The sequence below is a fragment of the Burkholderia oklahomensis C6786 genome (genome assembly GCF_000959365.1).
Classification (GTDB): domain Bacteria; phylum Pseudomonadota; class Gammaproteobacteria; order Burkholderiales; family Burkholderiaceae; genus Burkholderia; species Burkholderia oklahomensis.
The window spans coordinates 498,647-517,071 of sequence record NZ_CP009555.1 but is presented as its reverse complement, the minus strand read 5'-3'; the positions used below and the strand labels follow the sequence as shown (position 1 = coordinate 517,071).

13 protein-coding genes are annotated in these 18,425 nt (G+C 69.5%); 8 read left to right on the top strand and 5 right to left on the bottom strand.

Going from position 1 to position 18,425, the window contains the following annotated elements; genetic code table 11:
* Positions 1-431 precede the first annotated feature (431 nt).
* The 7 genes from dnaE (at position 432) to rfaQ (ending at position 12,186) form a co-directional block, all read left to right on the top strand.
* Positions 432-3,956 carry a DNA polymerase III subunit alpha gene (gene dnaE, locus BG90_RS02305; RefSeq protein WP_010114472.1) on the top strand — a complete coding sequence of 1,175 codons (3,525 nt, stop codon included), beginning with the start codon at positions 432-434 and terminating at the stop codon, positions 3,954-3,956.
* A 36-nt stretch (positions 3,957-3,992) separates the two neighbouring features.
* Positions 3,993-5,783 carry a lipid A export permease/ATP-binding protein MsbA gene (msbA, locus tag BG90_RS02300; protein ID WP_010114473.1) on the top strand — a complete coding sequence of 597 codons (1,791 nt, stop codon included), beginning with the start codon at positions 3,993-3,995 and terminating at the stop codon, positions 5,781-5,783.
* Between the two features lie 47 nt (positions 5,784-5,830).
* Complete coding sequence (locus tag BG90_RS02295) at positions 5,831-6,922, top strand: glycosyltransferase family 4 protein (protein ID WP_010114474.1); 1,092 nt, start codon at positions 5,831-5,833, stop codon at positions 6,920-6,922.
* 317 nt (positions 6,923-7,239) lie between these two features.
* Positions 7,240-8,385 (top strand): glycosyltransferase family 9 protein, encoded by a 1,146-nt coding sequence (locus BG90_RS02290; protein WP_010114475.1) that lies wholly within the window; start codon positions 7,240-7,242, stop codon positions 8,383-8,385.
* Positions 8,382-9,680 (top strand): O-antigen ligase family protein, encoded by a 1,299-nt coding sequence (locus tag BG90_RS02285; RefSeq protein ID WP_010114476.1) that lies wholly within the window; start codon positions 8,382-8,384, stop codon positions 9,678-9,680. Before BG90_RS02290 ends, BG90_RS02285 begins: the two co-directional genes overlap by 4 nt.
* The gene (locus BG90_RS02280) at positions 9,677-10,927 is read left to right on the top strand and encodes a glycosyltransferase (RefSeq protein ID WP_010114477.1); all 1,251 of its coding nucleotides are present in this window, start codon (positions 9,677-9,679) and stop codon (positions 10,925-10,927) included. Before BG90_RS02285 ends, BG90_RS02280 begins: the two co-directional genes overlap by 4 nt.
* A gap of 86 nt (positions 10,928-11,013) precedes the next feature.
* Positions 11,014-12,186, top strand: a complete 1,173-nt coding sequence (gene rfaQ / locus BG90_RS02275) for a putative lipopolysaccharide heptosyltransferase III (RefSeq protein WP_010114478.1) — start codon at positions 11,014-11,016, stop codon at positions 12,184-12,186.
* A 290-nt stretch (positions 12,187-12,476) separates the two neighbouring features.
* Here the strand turns inward: rfaQ and BG90_RS02270 are convergent, their stop codons facing one another.
* Complete coding sequence (locus tag BG90_RS02270) at positions 12,477-13,241, bottom strand: glycosyltransferase family 2 protein (protein WP_010114479.1); 765 nt, start codon at positions 13,239-13,241, stop codon at positions 12,477-12,479.
* Between the two features lie 434 nt (positions 13,242-13,675).
* Between BG90_RS02270 and BG90_RS02265 the strand changes: the two genes are divergently transcribed.
* Positions 13,676-14,062, top strand: coding sequence for an RcnB family protein (locus BG90_RS02265; protein ID WP_010114480.1), 387 nt, complete (start codon positions 13,676-13,678; stop codon positions 14,060-14,062).
* Positions 14,063-14,309: 247 nt separating this feature from the next.
* On the opposite strand, the gene BG90_RS02260 is transcribed toward BG90_RS02265, so the two are convergent.
* From BG90_RS02260 to BG90_RS02245, 4 genes are all read right to left on the bottom strand, one after another.
* Complete coding sequence (locus BG90_RS02260; protein WP_010114481.1) at positions 14,310-14,867, bottom strand: FUSC family protein; 558 nt, start codon at positions 14,865-14,867, stop codon at positions 14,310-14,312.
* A gap of 206 nt (positions 14,868-15,073) precedes the next feature.
* Entirely contained in the window at positions 15,074-16,336 is a 1,263-nt protein-coding gene (locus BG90_RS02255) for an MFS transporter (RefSeq protein WP_038802529.1), read from the bottom strand.
* A complete protein-coding gene (locus BG90_RS02250; protein ID WP_038802870.1) occupies positions 16,333-17,304 on the bottom strand; it encodes a hypothetical protein in 972 nt (323 codons plus the stop codon). The genes BG90_RS02255 and BG90_RS02250 overlap by 4 nt, the downstream gene beginning before the upstream one ends.
* 496 nt (positions 17,305-17,800) lie before the next feature.
* On the bottom strand, positions 17,801-18,253 hold the full coding sequence (locus BG90_RS02245) for a carboxymuconolactone decarboxylase family protein (RefSeq protein ID WP_010114492.1): 453 nt from the start codon (positions 18,251-18,253) through the stop codon (positions 17,801-17,803).
* Between the last annotated feature and the right edge of the window lie 172 nt (positions 18,254-18,425).

Here is an 18,425-nt window from a genome sequence, read left to right as displayed (position 1 = left end):
ACGGACGATGTGCGACGGCGGGACGCGGCACCGTCGCCGAAGGCAAATCGGCGCGGCCGCTTGGCGGGCGTCGTCGGTCTTCGGCGCGGCCGGATCGTCGAATTGCCGAATTGCCGAATTGCCGAATTGCAGAATTGCAGAATTGCAGAATTGCAGAATTGTCGAGTTGTCGAGTTGTCGAGTTGTCGAGTTGTCGAGTTGTCGAGTTGATGGGGCGACGGCCCGCCGCTCAGTCGAACCGCCGGATATCGGGCCGCCCCGCGTCGAACAGTGCCCGAGCAGCCGCGAATCGCCGCCCCGCGCTGTCCCGCGCCGCCCCGCGCGACCAAGCCGCCCGGCGACCCGCGCCGGCACTCGGCCGAACGGCCAACGCCGCATTTTTTGGCCGGCGCGAACGATGGCCGGCCCCGGGGGCGGCTACAATAGCGCCCATGTCAGATCCCCGTTTCGTTCATCTTCGCGTTCACTCCGAATTCTCGATTGCCGACGGCATCGTGCGTCTCGACGATATCGTCAAGGCGGCGGCCGCAGACGGTCAGGGCGCGCTCGCCCTGACCGACCTCGGCAACGCGTTCGGTCTCGTCCGTTTCTACAAGGAAGCCCGCGACGCGGGCATCAAGCCGATCGCCGGCTGCGACGTCTGGATCACCAATCACGACGATCGCGACAAGCCGTCTCGGCTGCTGCTGCTCGTCAAGGACAAGCGCGGCTACCTGAATCTCTGCGAGCTGCTGTCGAAGGCGTGGCTCACGAATCAATACCGCGGCCGCGCGGAGCTCGACGCGAGCTGGCTCGAAGGCGAGTTCGCCGAAGGGTTGCTCGCGCTGTCGGGCGCGCAACAGGGCGACATCGGCCTCGCGCTCGCGGCCGGCAACGAAGCGGCCGCGCGCCGTCACGCGGAGCGCTGGGCGAAGACGTTCCCCGGCGGTTTCTACATCGAATTGCAGCGCTACGGCCAGCCGGGCGCCGAAGCGTACATCCAGCAGGCGGTGACGATCGCCGCCGAGCTGAAGCTGCCCGTCGTTGCGACGCATCCGCTGCAGTTCATGACGGCCGACGACTTCACCGCGCACGAGGCGCGCGTGTGCATCTCGGAAGGCGACATCCTCGCGAATCCGCGTCGCCAGAAGCGCTTCACGACCGATCAGTTCTTCCGCACGCAGGACGACATGGCCGCGCTGTTCGCCGACCTGCCGTCGGCGCTCGCGAACACGGTCGAGATCGCGAAGCGCTGCAACCTGACGCTCGAGCTCGGCAAGCCGAAGCTGCCGCTCTTCCCGACGCCCGACGGCATGTCGCTCGACGACTACCTCGTGCAGCTGTCGAAGGAGGGGCTCGAGAAGCGTCTCGTGCAGCTCTATCCGGACGAGGCCGAGCGCGAAGCGCAGCGCGACACGTACTGCCAGCGCCTCGATTTCGAATGCGGCACGATCAAGAAGATGGGCTTTCCGGGCTACTTCCTGATCGTCGCGGACTTCATCAACTGGGCGAAGAACAACGGCGTGCCGGTCGGCCCGGGCCGGGGCTCGGGCGCGGGCTCGCTCGTCGCATACTCGCTCGGCATCACGGACCTCGATCCGCTGCGCTACAACCTGCTGTTCGAGCGCTTCCTGAATCCGGAGCGGGTGTCGATGCCCGACTTCGACATCGACTTCTGCCAGCACGGGCGCGATCGCGTGATCCAGTACGTGAAGGAGAAGTACGGCGCAGACGCGGTGTCGCAGATCGCCACCTTCGGCACGATGGCCGCGAAGGCGGCTGTGCGCGACATCGGCCGCGTGCTCGATCTCGGCTACATGTTCACCGACGGCGTCGCGAAGCTGATCCCGTTCAAGCCGGGCAAGCACGTGACGATCGCCGACGCGATGAAGGAAGAACCGCTCCTGCAGGAGCGCTACGACAACGAGGACGAAGTCCATCAGCTCCTCGATCTCGCGCAGCGCGTCGAGGGCCTCACGCGCAACGTCGGGATGCATGCGGGCGGCGTGCTGATCGCGCCCGGCAAGCTCACCGATTTCTGCCCGCTCTACACGCAGGGCGACGACGGCGGCGTCGTCAGCCAGTACGACAAGGACGACGTCGAAGCCGTCGGCCTCGTGAAGTTCGACTTTCTGGGTCTGACGACGCTCACGATCCTCGACTGGGCCGAGCGGTACATCCGCCGTCTCGATCCGTCGAAAGAGAACTGGTCGCTCGCGCAGGTGCCGCTCGACGATCCCGCGTCGTTCCAGATGCTCAAGAAGGCGAACACCGTCGCCGTGTTCCAGCTGGAAAGCCGCGGGATGCAGGGCATGCTGAAGGATGCGCAGCCCGACCGCTTCGAGGACATCATCGCGCTCGTGTCGTTGTACCGTCCGGGCCCGATGGACCTGATCCCGAGCTTCTGCGCGCGCAAGCACGGGCGCGAGAAGGTCGAGTATCCCGACATGCGCGTCGAACCCGTCCTGAAAGAGACCTACGGCATCATGGTCTATCAGGAGCAGGTGATGCAGATGGCGCAGATCATCGGCGGCTACTCGCTCGGCGGCGCCGACTTGCTGCGCCGCGCGATGGGCAAGAAGAAGCCCGAGGAGATGGCCAAGCATCGCGAGCTGTTCCGCGAGGGCGCGGCGAAGAACGGCCTGACGGCCGAGAAGGCCGACGAGATCTTCGACTTGATGGAGAAGTTCGCGGGCTACGGCTTCAACAAGTCGCACGCGGCGGCGTACGCGCTGCTTGCGTACTACACCGCGTGGCTGAAGGCGCACCATCCGGCCGAATTCATGGCGGCCAACATGACGCTCGCGATGGACGACACCGACAAGGTGAAGATCCTGTTCGACGACTGCGTCGTCAACGGCCTCGCCGTGCTGTCGCCCGACATCAATCAATCGCATTACCGCTTCGAGCCGGTCGCGGAAGCCGACGGCAAGCGCTCGCGCACGATCCGCTACGGCCTGGGCGCGATCAAGGGCAGCGGCCAGAACGCGATCGAAGAGATCCTGCGCGCGCGCGAAGAGAAACCGTTCGCCGATCTGTTCGACTTCTGCGAGCGGATCGACCGGCGCGTCGTGAACCGCCGGACGATCGAGGCGCTGATTCGCGCGGGCGCGCTCGATTCGCTGCACGCGAACCGCGCGCAACTGCTCGCGTCGGTGCCGCTCGCGATGGAGGCTGCCGAGCAGGCGGCCGCGAACGCGCTGCAGGCAGGGCTCTTCGACATCGGCGGCGAGCCCGCGCATCAGCACGCGCTCGTCGACGAGCCCGCTTGGGACGACAAGCGCCGCCTGCAGGAAGAGAAGAGCGCGCTCGGCTTCTATCTGTCCGGCCACCTGTTCGACGCGTACCGCGACGAGGTGCGACGCTTCGTGCGCCAGAAGCTCGGCGAGCTGAAGGAAGGGCGCGACAAGGTGGTGGCGGGCGTGATTGCGTCGCTGCGCACGCAGATGACCCAGCGCGGCAAGATGGTGATCGCGCTGCTCGACGACGGCACCGGCCAATGCGAAATCACCGTGTTCAACGAGCAGTTCGATGTGAACCGTGCGCTCTTCAAGGAAGACGAGCTGCTGATCGTCCAGGGGCAGGCGCGCAACGACGCGTTCACGGGCGGGATCCGCTTCACCGCCGATTCGGTGATGGATCTCGAGCGCGCACGCAGCCGCTACGCGCAGGCGGTGCGGATGACGATGAACGGCAATGCGGATGCCGCGGCGCTGCGCCGCGTGCTCGAAGCGCACGTCGCGAAGCCTGACGAGACGCCGGCCGTCGATGCCCCGGCGCCGCGCGGCGGCCGCGACGGCGGGCGGCGCGCGGCGCCCGTGATACCGAACGGCCTCGCCGTGCGGATCGCGTACAGCAACGCGCGCGCGCAAGGCGAGATGCGCCTGGGCGACGCCTGGCGCGTGAAGCCGAGCGACGCGCTGCTCGCGGATCTGCGCGCGGCGTTCGGCGGCAGCGTCGTCGAGATCGTCTACTGATCCCCAGCACGTTTTCCGGATTTTTTTGAGGGCATTTTGAGCGTCAAGCCTACCCTAAGCAAACCGATCGGCGGCCAGGACGCGTCGTCGCCTTCCGTCGTGATGCGCCGCCTCTGGCCGTACGTGAAACCGCTCGTGTGGGTGCTCGTCGCCGGCGTGCTCGCGATGGCCGCGGTCGCCGCGACGGAAGCCGGGATTCCGGCGCTGCTGAAGCCGCTTCTCGACCACGGCTTCGGCTCGAAGGGCGACGTGACGACGAAGCTGTACGTGCCCGCCGCGGTCGTCGGCCTCGCACTCGTGCGCGCGATCGCGCAATACGCGTCTGGTTATCTGCTGCAGTACGTGTCGAACCGTATCCTGCTCGATCTGCGCATCCAGATGTTCGACCGGATGATCCACACGGGCGTGTCGTTCTTCCAGCGCGAGACGGCGAGCACGGTGATCAACGCGATCGTGTTCGAAGTGAACCAGGTGCTCAGCGTGCTGATGAGCGTCACGATCACGCTCGTGCGCGATTCGCTCACGGTCATATTCCTGCTCGGCTACCTGTTCTATCTGAACTGGCGCCTGACGCTCATCGTCGCGATCCTGCTGCCCTGCATCGGCTGGCTCGTCGGCAAGATCAACCGGCGGCTGCGGCGCCTGAACCGCGAGCACCAGACGCTCACGAACCAGCTCGCGTACATCGTCGAGGAGACCGTCGGCGGCTACAAGGTCGTCAAGGTCCACAACGGCGAGCCGTACGAGATCGGGCGCTTCAACGAGCTGAGCCGCAAGCTGCGCGGCTATTCGATGCGGATGACGGTGTCGGGCGGGCTCGCGCAGCCGCTCACGCAGTTCCTCGCGTCGATCGCGCTCGCCGTCGTGCTGACGATCGCGGTCGTCCAGTCGTCGAACGATCAGACGACGGTCGGCGGCTTCGTCGCGTTCGTGACGGCGATGCTGCTCATCATCTCGCCGCTCAAGCACCTGATGGACGTGAATCAGCCGCTGCAGCGCGGGATGACGGCGGCCGAGCTGATCTTCGGGCTGATCGACGAGCCGCGCGAGCCCGAGGGCGGCGGCAAGCCGCTCGCGCGCGCGTCGGGCGCGATCGAGTTCAGCCGCGTGTCGTTCTCGTACGGCGCGTCGCGCGACGGGCGGCATACGCTCGACGACGTATCGTTCAGCGTCGCGCCGGGAGAGATGGTCGCGCTCGCGGGGCCGTCGGGCAGCGGCAAGACGACGCTCGTCAATCTGCTGCCGCGCTTCTTCGATCCGTCGTCGGGCTCGGTGTGCGTCGACGGCGTCGCGCTGCCCGAATACAGCCTGCGTGACCTGCGCAACCAGATCGCGATGGTGAGCCAGGACGTCGTGCTGTTCAACGACACGATCGCGGCGAACGTCGCGTACGGCCAGACGGCGGAGCGCGATCGCGTCGAGGCGGCGCTGCGCGCGGCGAATCTGTGGGATACCGTCACAGCGATGCCCGACGGCATCGATACGCTCGTCGGCGACAACGGGATGCGCCTGTCGGGCGGCCAGCGCCAGCGGCTCGCGATCGCCCGTGCGATCTACAAGGATGCGCCGATCCTGATTCTCGACGAGGCGACGTCCGCGCTCGATTCCGAATCCGAGCGGCACGTGCAGGCCGCGCTCGAGACGTTGATGAAGGGCCGCACGACGCTTGTGATCGCGCACCGCCTGTCGACGATCGAACGGGCGGACCGGATCCTCGTGCTCGAGGCGGGCAGGATCGTCGAGAGCGGCAGCCATCGCGAGCTGCTGGAGCAGGGCGGCCTGTACGCGCACCTGCATCGGATCCAGTTCCAGCAGGACGCAGGGTGAGCGGCGGACGTCCGGCCGAGCGATCTCCCGGCGAGCGCGATCGTCAAATGAAAATCGGCCTGTCATGCAACGCGCTCAAATACGGCGGCGGGCTCGAACGTTATGCGATCGACCTCGCGCGCGGCCTCGCCGCCGCCGGCATCCCGCCTGCGGTCTACGCGCGGTCGTTCGACCCGTCGGTGCCGGAATACCGGCTAGTCGAGCCGCATCGGATCGACGTGTCGTTTCTGCCCGGCAAGTGCCGCGACGCGTGGTTCTCGTGGAGGCTGCGCGCGGCGCGGCGCGCCGCGCCCGTCGACGTGCTGATCGGCTGCAATCGGGTCGATTCGTCGGAGATCGCGATCTGCGGCGGCACCCATCTCGGATTTCTCGACGCGATCGGCCGCGCGCCGACGTTCTTCGATCGCAGGCAGATCGCGCTCGAGCGCCGTCAATACGAGCGCGCGCGCTTCGTCGTCGCGCACTCGATGCTGATGCGCGACGAGCTGCGCCGCTTCTACGGGCTCGGCGACGACAAGATCCGCGTACTGTTCCCGCCCGTCGACGCCGCGCGCTTCACGCCTGTCGATGCGCCGCGCCGCGCCGAACTGCGCAGGCGCTTCGGCTTCGCCGACGACGAGGTCGTGCTGCTGTTTCCGTCGAGCAGCCACGAGCGCAAGGGGCTGCCGCTCATCGAAGCGGTGCTGCGCGACGCCGGGCCGCCCGTCGTCGTCGCGGTCGCCGGGCGTCCGCCCGAGCGGACGTCCGAGCAGTTGCGCTACGTCGGCTACGTGAAGGACATCGAGGACGGCTATCGCGCCGCCGATTTCACGATCCTCGCGTCGAAATACGAGCCGTTCGGGCTCGTCGGCATCGAGTCGGTGATGTGCGGAACGCCCGTCATCCTGTCGTCGAACATCGGCTGCTGCGACGCGATCGCGCCGTCGGCGAAGCGCGTGTTCGCGCCGGGGGATACGGCCGGGCTGCGCGCCGCGCTCGACGATGCAGTGCGCGAGGCGCGCGCGGGCGCGGCCCGGGTCGAATCGGGCGCGGCCGCGCGCGCGGCGATCGAGTACGATCCAAGCGTCGCGCGCCATGTCGCGCAACTGCTCGATCTGGCCGCCGAGGCGGCCGGCAGCGGGCGCGTCGCCGCGGCGTGACGCGCGCTCGCGCGTCGCTTACAGCCAGTCTTTCATCAGGATATTCGCTCAGGAAGCGCTTGGGCCGGATGGTATACTCCGCGCGTTCGGCTCAGCCCGCGGCGCGCTTGCCGTGCGTCGCGGGCCGGGCTGCATGCCCAGCCCGGAAGTGAGGATGCGCGTCGGTTTCGCGCAGGTCCTGCGCGGGTTGTTCGGGCGTTCCGATCTGTCCTCCGCAATACGAATCGTGGAAAATCTGCATGACGAAACGGCTTTTGGCCGGCCTCCGGCGCATTGCATCCCAGGTGGCGGAATCGATCAGCCGTTGATCTAATCGAATGAGCAGACTTCACGGCCGGATCCACATCTTTGCGCGAGCGCTGCCGAGGCTCGTCCTCAAGCCGCTGCGTCGCAAGCCCGCGCAGCCGCGGCGCATCCTGATCGCGCACCATCTGCTGCTCGGCGACACGCTGTTGCTGACGGCGCTGCTCGCGAAGCTGCGCGCGCAGCATCCACGCGCGCAGATCGTGCTCGCTTGTCCGAAGGCGATCGCGCCGCTCTACACGAAGCGGCCGTTCGGTGTCGACGCGTTCGCGTTCGATCCGCGCGACGGCGCATCGGTCAAGCGTCTGTTGGCGTCGGGGCCGTACGACCTCGGCATCGTCGCGGGCGATAACCGGCATAGCTGGCTTGCGCTCGGCGCGGGCTGCCACTGGATCGTCGCGCATGCGGGCGATGAGCCCGCTTGGAAGAACTGGCCGGTCGACGAGTCGATTCCGTATCCGGATGCGCCTGCCGCGTGGGCCGATTTCGCCGCCGAGCTGGTGGAAGGACCCGCGCCGCGGCCGTACCGTCCTGCGGACTGGCCCGCGCCTCAGGCGAGTGCGCCGCTGCCCGCCGAATTGCGCGAGCGGCCCTATGTCGTGCTGCATCCGGGCGCGAGCACCGCGGTCAAGCGCTGGCCGCCCGCGCGCTGGCGCGAGCTCGCGGAGCGTGTGGCGGCGGCAGGCTATTTGCCCGTCTGGAGCGGCGGGCCGAGCGAAGTCGCGCTCGTCGCAGGGATCGGTCCCGATCCCGCGCAGCCGAATCTCGCGGGACGGCTCGGCCTCGCCGATTTGTGGCACCTGTTGAGCGGCGCGCGCGCGGTCGTGTGTCCCGATACCGGCGTTGCGCATCTCGCGCGTCTCGTCGGCGTGCCGACGGTTGCGCTGTTCGGCCCCGGCAACGCCGGCATTCACGGCGCGGGCCGTTATTGGCGGGACGCGCCGTTCGTCGCGCTGACGATCGCGGACATGCCGTGCCGCGACCAGCCGTCGATCTTCCGGCGTCACGTCGCGTGGGTGCGGCGCTGCGACCGCAATGCGGCGACGTGCGTCGCCTGGCGCGGCGACCATGCGGACTGCATGGGCCTTCTTTCAGTGGATGCGGCGCATCGTGCGCTGCAAAACGTTTTGGCGCTGGCGCCATCAAGTTCAAGTCGATGACGATAACAACATCGCGCGTCGAGCGCGTGCTCTGGATTGCTTGTCCTACGTTGATGTTCGCCGTGATGTTCGGCCATATGAACGGGGTCGTCAACACGACGCTCGCGTTGATCGGCATCGGCACGCTGGCCGGCATGCTGTCGGCCAGCCGGCCGCCGTTTCGGCATTGGCCGCTCGTCCTGCCGGTTCTCGCGTGGGCCGCGTGGAGCCTCGCATCGGTCGGCTGGTCGCTGTACCCGCACGTCAGCATGCGCGCATGGCTCGACGAGGTGCTGTATCCGCTCGTCACGTTCTGGGGCTTCTGGCTCTTCGGCTCGCGCGTGAAGCGTCCGGAATGGCCGGTGCTCGTCGTGTGGGGCGCGTGCGTGCTGCTCGCGCTGCTGAGCGCGTTCTACTGGGGGCGCTTGCAGCCGCCGACGCCGTCGACCTTCCCGATCCGTTTCTACAACCGCGTCGGCCACACGAGCACGCTCGTCGTGTTCGCGATGCCGCTCTTCGCCGCGCTGCTCGTGCGCGTCCGCTGGCGCGCGATCGGCGCGATCGGGCTCTTCGCGAGCGGCTTCGTCGGGCTCGCGAGCCTGAATCGCTTCTTTTGGCCCGCCGCCGGCGCGACGCTCGTCGTCGCGTTCTTCCCGCTCTATCGGCGCCGGCTCGGCGTGAGCGTCGTCGCGATCGCGATCCTCGGCGCCGCGGCGCTCGGGCTGCTCGAATACAGCGCGCGCGAGCGCGATCCGTCGGCGTCCGCGGCGGCCGCATCGGCGTCGTCGGCCGCGCGCGACATCACGGTCGCGGGCCAGCGGGTCTACGTGCCGGGCGAGCTGAACGCGCTCGGCGACACGCTGTCGTCCGACACGCGGCCGAAGCTCTGGGCGTTCTACGCCGAGCAGGGCAAGCACCACGCGTGGCTCGGCGTCGGCTTCGGCAAGCCGCTGCCGGGGCACGCGTACGCGGCCGATGCGCCGCCGCTGCTGCTGCAGATCGAGCCGCAGGCGCTGACGCACGCGCACAACCTGTTCCTCAATACGTGGCTGCAGACGGGCTATATCGGCGTCGCGCTCGAGGCGATGCTGTTCCTGAGCCTTGCCGGCGCGTTCTGGCGGTTGCGGCGCGACGTGCCGGCGATGTCCGCGGCCGGGCTCGCGCTCGTCGTCGGGATGATCGCAAAGAACACCGTCGACGATTTCATGTGGCAGACGACGATGCTCGCGTTCTGGTCGTTCGCGGGCTTCCTGCTCGGCCACGGCGAACGCGAGGCGGGCGTTTCGCGCGCGTCGCGGACCGGGGGCGCGCGATGACGGCGCCTGCCGCTCCCGCGACCGCCGCCGCATCGTCGACGCATGTCGCCCACACGAGCGCGCGGCGCGTGCGCATCCTGTTTCACATCGACGACTTCGGCAAGGGCGGCACCGAGACCGCGCTCCTTGCGTGGCTCAACACGCTCGATCGCAGCGCGTTCGAGATCGGGCTGTCGGTCACGTATCCCACTCCGGATCTGGCGACCTGGTGCGCGAAGGCGATTCCGTCCGACGTCGCGCTGCACGTGCTCACGCCGGAGCGCTGGATGCATGCGCTGCATCAGCGCGAACGCGTGCGCAAGCTGCGCGGCGGCGAGAAACTGCTGCACAAGGCGTCGACGCATGCGTTGATTCGGCCGCTCGTCGCGCGTCGTTTTCTGCGGCTCGCGCGCGGTTACGACGTCGTCTGCGATTTCGATTTCTCGTTGCGCCGCATCGCGGGGCAGGGCGGCGCGCGATGGATCGGCGTCAGTCATTACAGCTTCGCCGCGCGGTTCGGCGACAAGAGCGCGTCGTACATGGCGCGGCGCATCGGCCAGTACGAGCGCTATGCGGCATTCGCGGTGCTTACGCCGGACATGCGGCGCGAAGCGGAGCGGCTCTTCGCGAGCACCCGCGTCGCCGTCACCGAGCTGCCGAACGTGATCGATCCGCTCGCGCTGCGCGCGCGAGCGGCCGAGCCGGCCGAGTTGCCGGCCGGGCGCTTCATCGTGTCGGTCGCGCGGCTCGACGAAGGGCAGAAGGACCACCGCACCTTGCTGCGCGCCTATGCGAAGGTGCGCGCGCGCCGCGCCGATGCGCCGCGGCTCGTGCTGGTGGGCGACGGTCCTGACCGCCGGGTGCTCGAGCAGCTCGCGGACGAGCTCGGGCTGGGCGATGCGGTGCAGTTCGCCGGCTTTTGCGCGAATCCGTTTCCATCCGTGCGCGCGGCCGACATGCTGATCCTGAGCAGCCGCTACGAAGGCTTGCCGATGGTGCTCGGCGAGGCGATGGCGCTCGGCACGCCGGTGATTTCGACGGATTGTCCGACGGGGCCGCGCGACCAGCTCGACGGCGGCCGCGGCGGGCTCCTCGTGCCGCCCGGCGACGCCGACGCACTCGCGGACGCGATCGAGCGGATGCTCGCCGACGACGCGTTGCGCGCGGCGCTCGTCGCGCATGCGTCGCACAAGATCGAATCGTTCGGGCCGCGCGCGGCGAACGCGCGCATGCAGGCGCTCGTCGCGAAGCTGCTCGAGTCGGCGTAAGCTCGCCCGTGCCGCACGGGGGCGCGGGGCGAATTCGCTAAAATGTCCAGTCGCCCGTTCTTCCTGCCTTCATCGTGACCGCTCAGTTGACGCTTCTCCGGCCGCCGCGCACCATCCTCGTGTCCTGTACGCGCCGCCTCGGCGACGTGCTGCTGACGACGCCGCTCGTCCGTTCGCTGAAGGCGCGCTGGCCCGATGCGCAGATCGACATGGTCGTGTTTCGGGGCACCGAAGGCGTGCTCGAGCACAATCCCGATATCCGCCGCGTGATCACGGTCGCGCAGCGCGCGCGGCCGAAGGAGCGCATCGCCGACGCGCTGCGCATCTGGCGCAAGTACGACCTCGCGTGCGCGGCGATCAGCTCCGATCGCGCGCGCTTCTACGCGTTCTTCGCGGGCCGCAAGCGGGTCGGGCTCGTCGATCCCGAGCGGGTGACGCGGCTCACGCGCTTCATCCTGAACGGCATCGCGCTCGACCAGCATCGCGACGTGCATACCGTCACGAGCAACCTCGCGCTCGCGGACGTGCTCGGCGTGACGCCGCACGCCGACGTCGTCGCGCCCGGCATCGGCGCCGATCCTGCCGCACGCGCGCGTTTCGACGCGAAGCTGTACGCGACGCCCGCGCTGTCGCGCGGCGAGCCGTACGTCGTGCTGCATCCGTATCCGATGTTCCGCTACAAGCAGTGGCGCGAGGACGGCTGGGTCGACCTCGTGCGCTGGGCGCGCAGCCAGGGCTTCGCGGTCGCGCTGAGCGGCGGTCCCGCGCAGGCCGAGCGCGATTACGCCGCGCGGATCGCGCAGGCGTCGGGCGAGCCGGTGCTGAACATGGCGGGCGAGCTGTCGTTCGGCGAGAGCGCCGAAATGTTCCGGCGCGCGCAGCTCTTCATCGGCCCGGACACCGGCGCGACGCACGTCGCAGCCGCATCCGGCGTCCCGACGATCGCGCTGTTCGGGCCGTCGAATCCGACGCGCTGGGGCCCGTGGCCCGCGCACTGGCCGGCCGGCAACGAGCCGTGGCCGCTGCGCGGCTCGGGGCGGCGCGGGAACGTCTATCTGCTGCAGGGCGAAGGCGACTGCGTGCCGTGCAAGCTCGAAGGCTGCGACCGGCATCTGGAAAGCTGGAGCCGATGCTTGACGGAAATGTCGTCGGCGCGCGTGATCGGCATCGCGACCGAGATGCTCGATCTCGATGCATCGAAAACGCAGGCCGGCGTTGCGGTGCCGGTCGACATTAGCAAGCTCGGCGCACGCAAGTAGGTGCGTGTCGTCGGCCTCGGCGAGCCGCTGTGCTGGCGGCCGTCGCGGACGCGGTTGCCCGGGCGCGTGCTGGCGGGTGGGAGGCGGGCGGCGGGAGGCGCGCTTGCGGGATGCGTGTTGCGCGACCGAGCCGGCGCGATTCCGGTGCGATTCCGGTGCGCGGCGCGCAGGCGCTGCGCAGGCGGCCGCCTCGCGCGATGCGTCATCGTCTTCGGCCGGCGCATCGACTGGCGTAGCAATTTCTCGATGAACTTCGCTTGGAAACGTGGCCGGCGCCGCCCTGCAGCGCGTCAGTCGCGCGTTTGCCCCGGCCGCGAATGCCCGAGCTTCAGGAAGCGGTAGTAGACCGTCTCCGCATTGAACACGGCGATCATGAAGCCCGCCCGTCCGTCCAGGAACCCTCGCCGCAGCAGATAGGTCCGCACGAACGCCCACGCGCCGCGGCCGAGCGCCTTCGCGAATCCGCCTTGCTTGCCCGCCGCGCGCCGTTGTGCGGCGCCCGCGCTCGAATACGCGTCGAGCTTGCGCAGCACCGTCTCGAAGTCCTCGTACGAGTAGTGGAGCAGCTTGCCGTCGAGCTTCGCGGCCGGTCCGTCGAACACGAGCCGCTCGTGGACGAGGTCGTCGGAAAAGCGCGCCGCGCCGCGCCTGAAAAGCCGCGGCACCCAGTCCGGGTACCAGCCGCCGTGCCGTACCCAGCGGCCGCAGAAGCTCGACAGCCTGTCGAGCGCGTAGACCTGCGCGCGCGGCGCGCGCATCGCCGCCTGGATCGATGCGGCGAGTTCGGGCGTGACGATCTCGTCGGTATCGATCGACAGGACCCAGTCGGTGTCGAGCGCGGCGACCGCGCGATTCTTCTGCGGCCCGAATCCCGGCCAGTCGGCCGCGACGATCACGCGCGCGCCGTGCGCTTTCGCGATTTCGGCGGTCGCGTCGGTGCTGCCGCCGTCGACGACGACGACGGCGTCGGCGAACGACAGCGCGTCGAGGCATTCGGCCAGCCGGGCCGCGGCGTTGTGGGCGATGAGGGCGACGCCGAGAGTGGGTTCTGCCATGAAAGCGGTGCCTGAATGCGAGGTGGGCGTTGAGCGGTGAGCGCGAGTATACCCGCGCGTCGCGCGGCGGCTGGCGAGATCGCGCAATCGGGGCGGGATGGCGCGCTCGCGACGAGAGGCGGGGGAAGGCGGCTGTGGCCCGTCCGCGATCTTCAGGCGGGGTTAGGGGTTAGGCGGATTGGAAAGTCTGGGCGGGGCGGGGAAGCCGATGAATCGGAGGATCCGACGAATCGGGGGCGGGAAGGAGGAACGGCAGGGACGACGAAAGCGGGAAGGCGGAACGCGCAAGCGCGGCCGATGCGCCGTCGATTTGCGTCGCCTCACGCTTTTTTTCATCTCGACCCGTAATTCCGGGCGGATCCTGCGCGATGTGCTACCTTTTTCCATGCGCTCCGGCGCCGACAGCCGGTTGCGCCTTTTCACGGAGAGACTCGATGAAAGCACATCGTTTGCTGTGGGTTTCGATGGTCGCTGCCGGCGCGCTCGTGTCGTCGCTCGCAATCGCTCAACCGTCGCATGGCCCGGGCGGACCGGGCGACGAACGTCACGGGCCGCCTCCCGGCAAGCATTACGAACGCGATCACGGTAATCACGGTGATCGCGGCGGCCCGCGTCCGGGCGAGCATCGCGGCGACGAAAATGCCGCATGGCGTCGCGGCGACCGCCTGCCCGACGAATACCGCGACCGCCAGTACGTGATCGAGGATTGGCGCGGGTACCATCTGTCGCCGCCGCCGCGCGGCTATCACTGGGTCGGGGTCGGCGGCGATTACCTGCTCGTGCGCATCTCGACGGGCGTCATTCTGCAGATCGGGCCGTAAGCCGGTCGGCGCGCGGCGGCCGCCCGCTGTCTGTCGTCCGCTCCACGGCGGCATGGGCGCAGCGGGTGCCGCGCACCTTCGTTTTCGGTCGATTCGGGACGAGCGCCGCGGCCTCGGCCCGTGGCGGCGGCGCGAGGTGTCCGTCCGTTGGTCCGGACGCGATGCGTCGCCGCCCGTCGCCGTCCATCGCCGTCCATCAATTTCCGCTCCGCGCTCCGCCGTCTGCTGTCGATCTCCTGCCGCGACGTCAATCCTTGGCGAACCAGCGCCGCTCGATCTGCGACATCGTCCAGCCGACCGCCATCGCGCACGCGGTGCCGAGCGTCACCTCGCCCAGCCGCACGAGCGGGATATCCCACAGCGGCCCTTCGCCCGGAAACAGCAGCACGATCGTCGCGGTGATCGCGCCGAGCCGCGCCGCGCTGCCGACGTTCAGGCACCAGCAGCAGATGATCGCGGTCACGATCGTGACCGCGTACGTGACGACGTGGCCGGTGCCCGTCGCCGCGGCCGCAAAGCCGATCAGGCCGCCCACCATCGCGCCGATGAACTGGTCGCGCGACAGGTTGATCGTGTCCGCGTAGTTGTGCTGCGTGACCGCGATCGCGGTGATCGCCGCCCACACGGCCTGCTCGGTGTGCAGCGCGCGGCCGATGCCGTACGCGAGGCACGCGCCGCCCGCGGCCTGCACGGCCATCAGCACGCCTTGCAGCAGGCGCTCCTTGAGCGACAGGCCCTTGAACAGGTCGAGCACCGACTGCTGGATCTGCCGACGTGTGTCGTTGAAAGCTTTGATCGTTTCCATCTCGTTCAGGCGAGGATCGGGGGATCGAGGGTGGATGCCGAGCGGACGAAAGGCGAAGGGCGCGGCGCGTCGCGCCCGCCGCTTGCCGCCACGTGCGCTTCGAGACGGCGCGCCGACGGCGGCGAACGGCGGCGGCGGCCGGCGGCTGCGTGCATCGCCGCCGCATCAACCATGCCGTGCGCCGCCGCGCGCCGTCACCGCGCCAGTCACCGCGCCGGCTCGGCGCTCGAACGCTGCGCGTCTTCGACGAGCGCCGCGTCGCGCGTCTCGGGCATCGCGAACCAGACGAGCAGCGTCGCGAGCGCGCCCGCGGCGGCAAGCCCGAAGAAGCTCGTGGCGTTGCCGAAGTGATCGGCGGCGAAGCCCGCGACCGCGGTGCTGAGCGTCGCGCCGATGCCCGCCGCGAGCCCGAAGAGCCCGATGCACAGGTTGTAGCGGCCCTTGCCGCCCGCGACGTCGGCGGCGATGAGCGGCAGCATCACGCCGAACACGGCGGCGCTGATGCCGTCGAGCATCTGCACCGGCACGAGCAGGTAGGGGCTCGACACGCCGGCGAACAAGAGCGCGCGCAGCGGCAGCGCGGCGAAGCCGAGCAGCAGGATCGGCCGGCGTCCCCAGCGCTGCGCGGAGCGGCCGACCCACGGCGACAGCATCGCGACGATCGCTTGCGGGACGATGATGCACGCGGCGATCACGAGCTGGACGTTCTCGCCCATGCCCGCCGTCACTTCGCCCGCAGCGAGGTTGAGCATCGCCGCGTTCGACAGGTGGAACAGCACGACGCACGCGGCGAAGATCAGCATCCGCCGGTCGCGCAGCAACTCGCGCAGCGTCTCGCGCTCCTCGTCTTCGTCGGCGTCGTCGCGCGCGGCGGGCGCGCGCGGCGTCGCGTGACGATGGTGGTGGGTCGGCTCGATCATCGCGAGCGCGACGAGCGCGGGCAGCGCGAGCGCCGCCGTCAGCCAGAACACCGCGCGCGCGGAAAAGTACTCGCCCGTGAGCCCCATCAGGCCCGCCGCGACCGCGCTGCCGAGCGACGCCCAGCGCGCGTTGCGGCCGAGCCGGTCGCCGAGGCTCTCGCGGCCGACGAGCGCGAACGAGATCGCCGCCATCGCCGGCACGAGCATGCAGCTCGCGAAGCCGTGGAACACCTCGGCCGCGATCACCGGCACGACGGTCGGGCTCGCGGCGAGCAGCACCGCGGACAGGATGATCGCGGCGATCGCCCATGCGGCCGCGCCTTTCTTGTTTCTCAGCGCGTCGACGGCCGCGCCCCCCGGCACCTGGCTCACCATCGCGCTGATCGTGCCGATCGACAGCACCATGCCGATCTCGCCCTGGGTCCATTTGTGCGAGGCCAGATACGACGCGATGAACGGACCGAAGCCCGTCTGCACGTTTGCGACGAAGAAGTTGAGCCAGTCGAGGGCGCGCAGGCTGCGCGCGCTGACCGCATGCCGGACCGTCATCGTTTCGCACCTGCTTGAGCGGCGGCCGGCGCGGCTGCGGGCGCGGCGGGCGAGACGGCGAGGATCGGCTTGTCGCCCGCATAGGGCGGCGACGCCTTCAACTGCGCTTCGTTCAGATCGAGGAGCGCGCGCAGCGACTTGTCCTTCGGCGCGAAGCGCAGCGCCGACCAGTTCGCGGCGATCGTGTGCCGGTCCGGATCGACGAGGCCGCCGACGTCGAGCACGACCGCCTGCGGCCGCGCGTCGCGGCCGATCAGCACGTCGACGACGCGGCCGACCTTCGCGCCGTTCGGGCGTTCGACGTCGGCATCGATGATCCGCATCTGGCCGGGATCGGTGCCCGCGTGCGCCGACGCCGTCAGTGGCACCGTCTTCGGACGGTCGGCGGGCGGCAACTGCGTGGCGGCCGGCATGTCGAGGACGATCGGCTCCTGCCTGCCGCCCGGCGTGAAGCGGAACAGCTTCCACGGGAAGCTGACCTTGCGGTCGCCGACGCCCATGAAGCCCTGCAGGTTCACGAGCATTTCGCGCGGCGCGCCGCTCGCGTCGGCCGTCATGTCGACCGCGCGGCCGATCACCTTGCCGCCGCGCCGCACTTCGCTGTCGAGGAGCGCATGCACCTGGCTGCGCTCGATCGCGCGCGTCGTGACGAGCGGCGCGGGCGCAGGCGCGGGAGGGGGCGGCGGCGGTGCGGCGCGCGCGGGCTTGCGCGGCGGCGCGGCCTCGCGGTGCGGCTTCTTCGGCGCCGCGGCTTCGGCGGGCTCGGGCGCGCTCGCCGGCTCGGGCGCCGCGACGGGCTCGCTTGCCGGCTCGACGGGCACGGCGACCGCTTCGACGACCGGCGCGGGCGCTTGCGGCGCGCGGAACAGCGCACAGCCGGACAGCGCGAGCGTGGCGAGGACGACGGGAGCCGCAGTGGCGACGGGACGGGGGAAACGGAAGGCAGAATGCGGGAATCCGCCGCTCATCAAGAAATACTCCATGGACTGGTGCAGGCCGCATGGGCGGCATGGCTGTCGATGATGGCTGACGCCCGGAGGGCATCGCGGGAGGACAGAGTTTAACCTGTGAGGAATACGGGCCGGGAAAACGGCGACGACAGCGCGCGGCGCATGCCGGTTCCGGGCGTCTGAACGGAATGGTACGCCCGTGCGGGCGGCGGTGGGGCGGGGGACGGATGGGGCCGAATGGTGGATGACGCAGGCGGATGATCCGCCGTATCGCGTCGTGCGGTCCGCGATTCCTTCGCGTGCGGCGGGCGAGTCGGCGGCCGCCCTCGGCCCGACGGTCGGGAGGCTCGGCATTCGGCGCGGCCGGGCCGTCGCATCGATCGTCGACCGACCACGAACGAATCCGGAGCCCAGGGCACCGAGAGCCAGATGTCGGCCGCTGGCCGCCGAACGCCAAAACGGCGGGGGCCGGGCGCTTTCTTCAGCATGCGACGCCCGGCCGCCCGGCGTTCGCTTACACCGTTTCCGGAATCGGATTCCTGAAGCTGACGTTGAGCAGGTTCCATGCATTGATGGTCGCGATCGCGAAACCGAGTTCCGCGATTTCGGCGTCGGAGAAGTGCGTCTGCAGCTCCGCGAACGCCGCGTCGCTCGGGTCCGTGTGCGGAATCCGCGCGACGCTTTCCGCCCATTGCAGCGCGATGCGCTCGCGCGCGTCGAAGAAGGGCGCCTCGCGCCAGCCGGCGACGGCGTTCAGGTGCCGCTGGTCGACGCCGAGCCGCACGAGATCGCGCCAGTGCATGTCGATGCAGTACGCGCAGCCGTTGATCTGCGACACGCGCAGGAACACGAGATCGACGAGCCGCTTGTCGAGCGAGCCGCTCCATACGGTTTCGGACAGATGGAGCAGCGCGTTGAACGACTTCGATGCGAGCTTGGGGTACGGAAGGCGGGGGGCGTGTGCCATGATCGGTTTCCTCGGGAGGGTGGGGCCGTCCAATACGGCCCTCTCGCCTACAAGACGCGGTACGTCGCGCGTTTGTGACAGGTTCTTGCGAGGAGGCGTCGCGGGGCGGGGGCGCGACGCGGTCTGCATCGATGGCCGTTCGGACGATGGGATGGTCTTCGGGCCGTGCCGT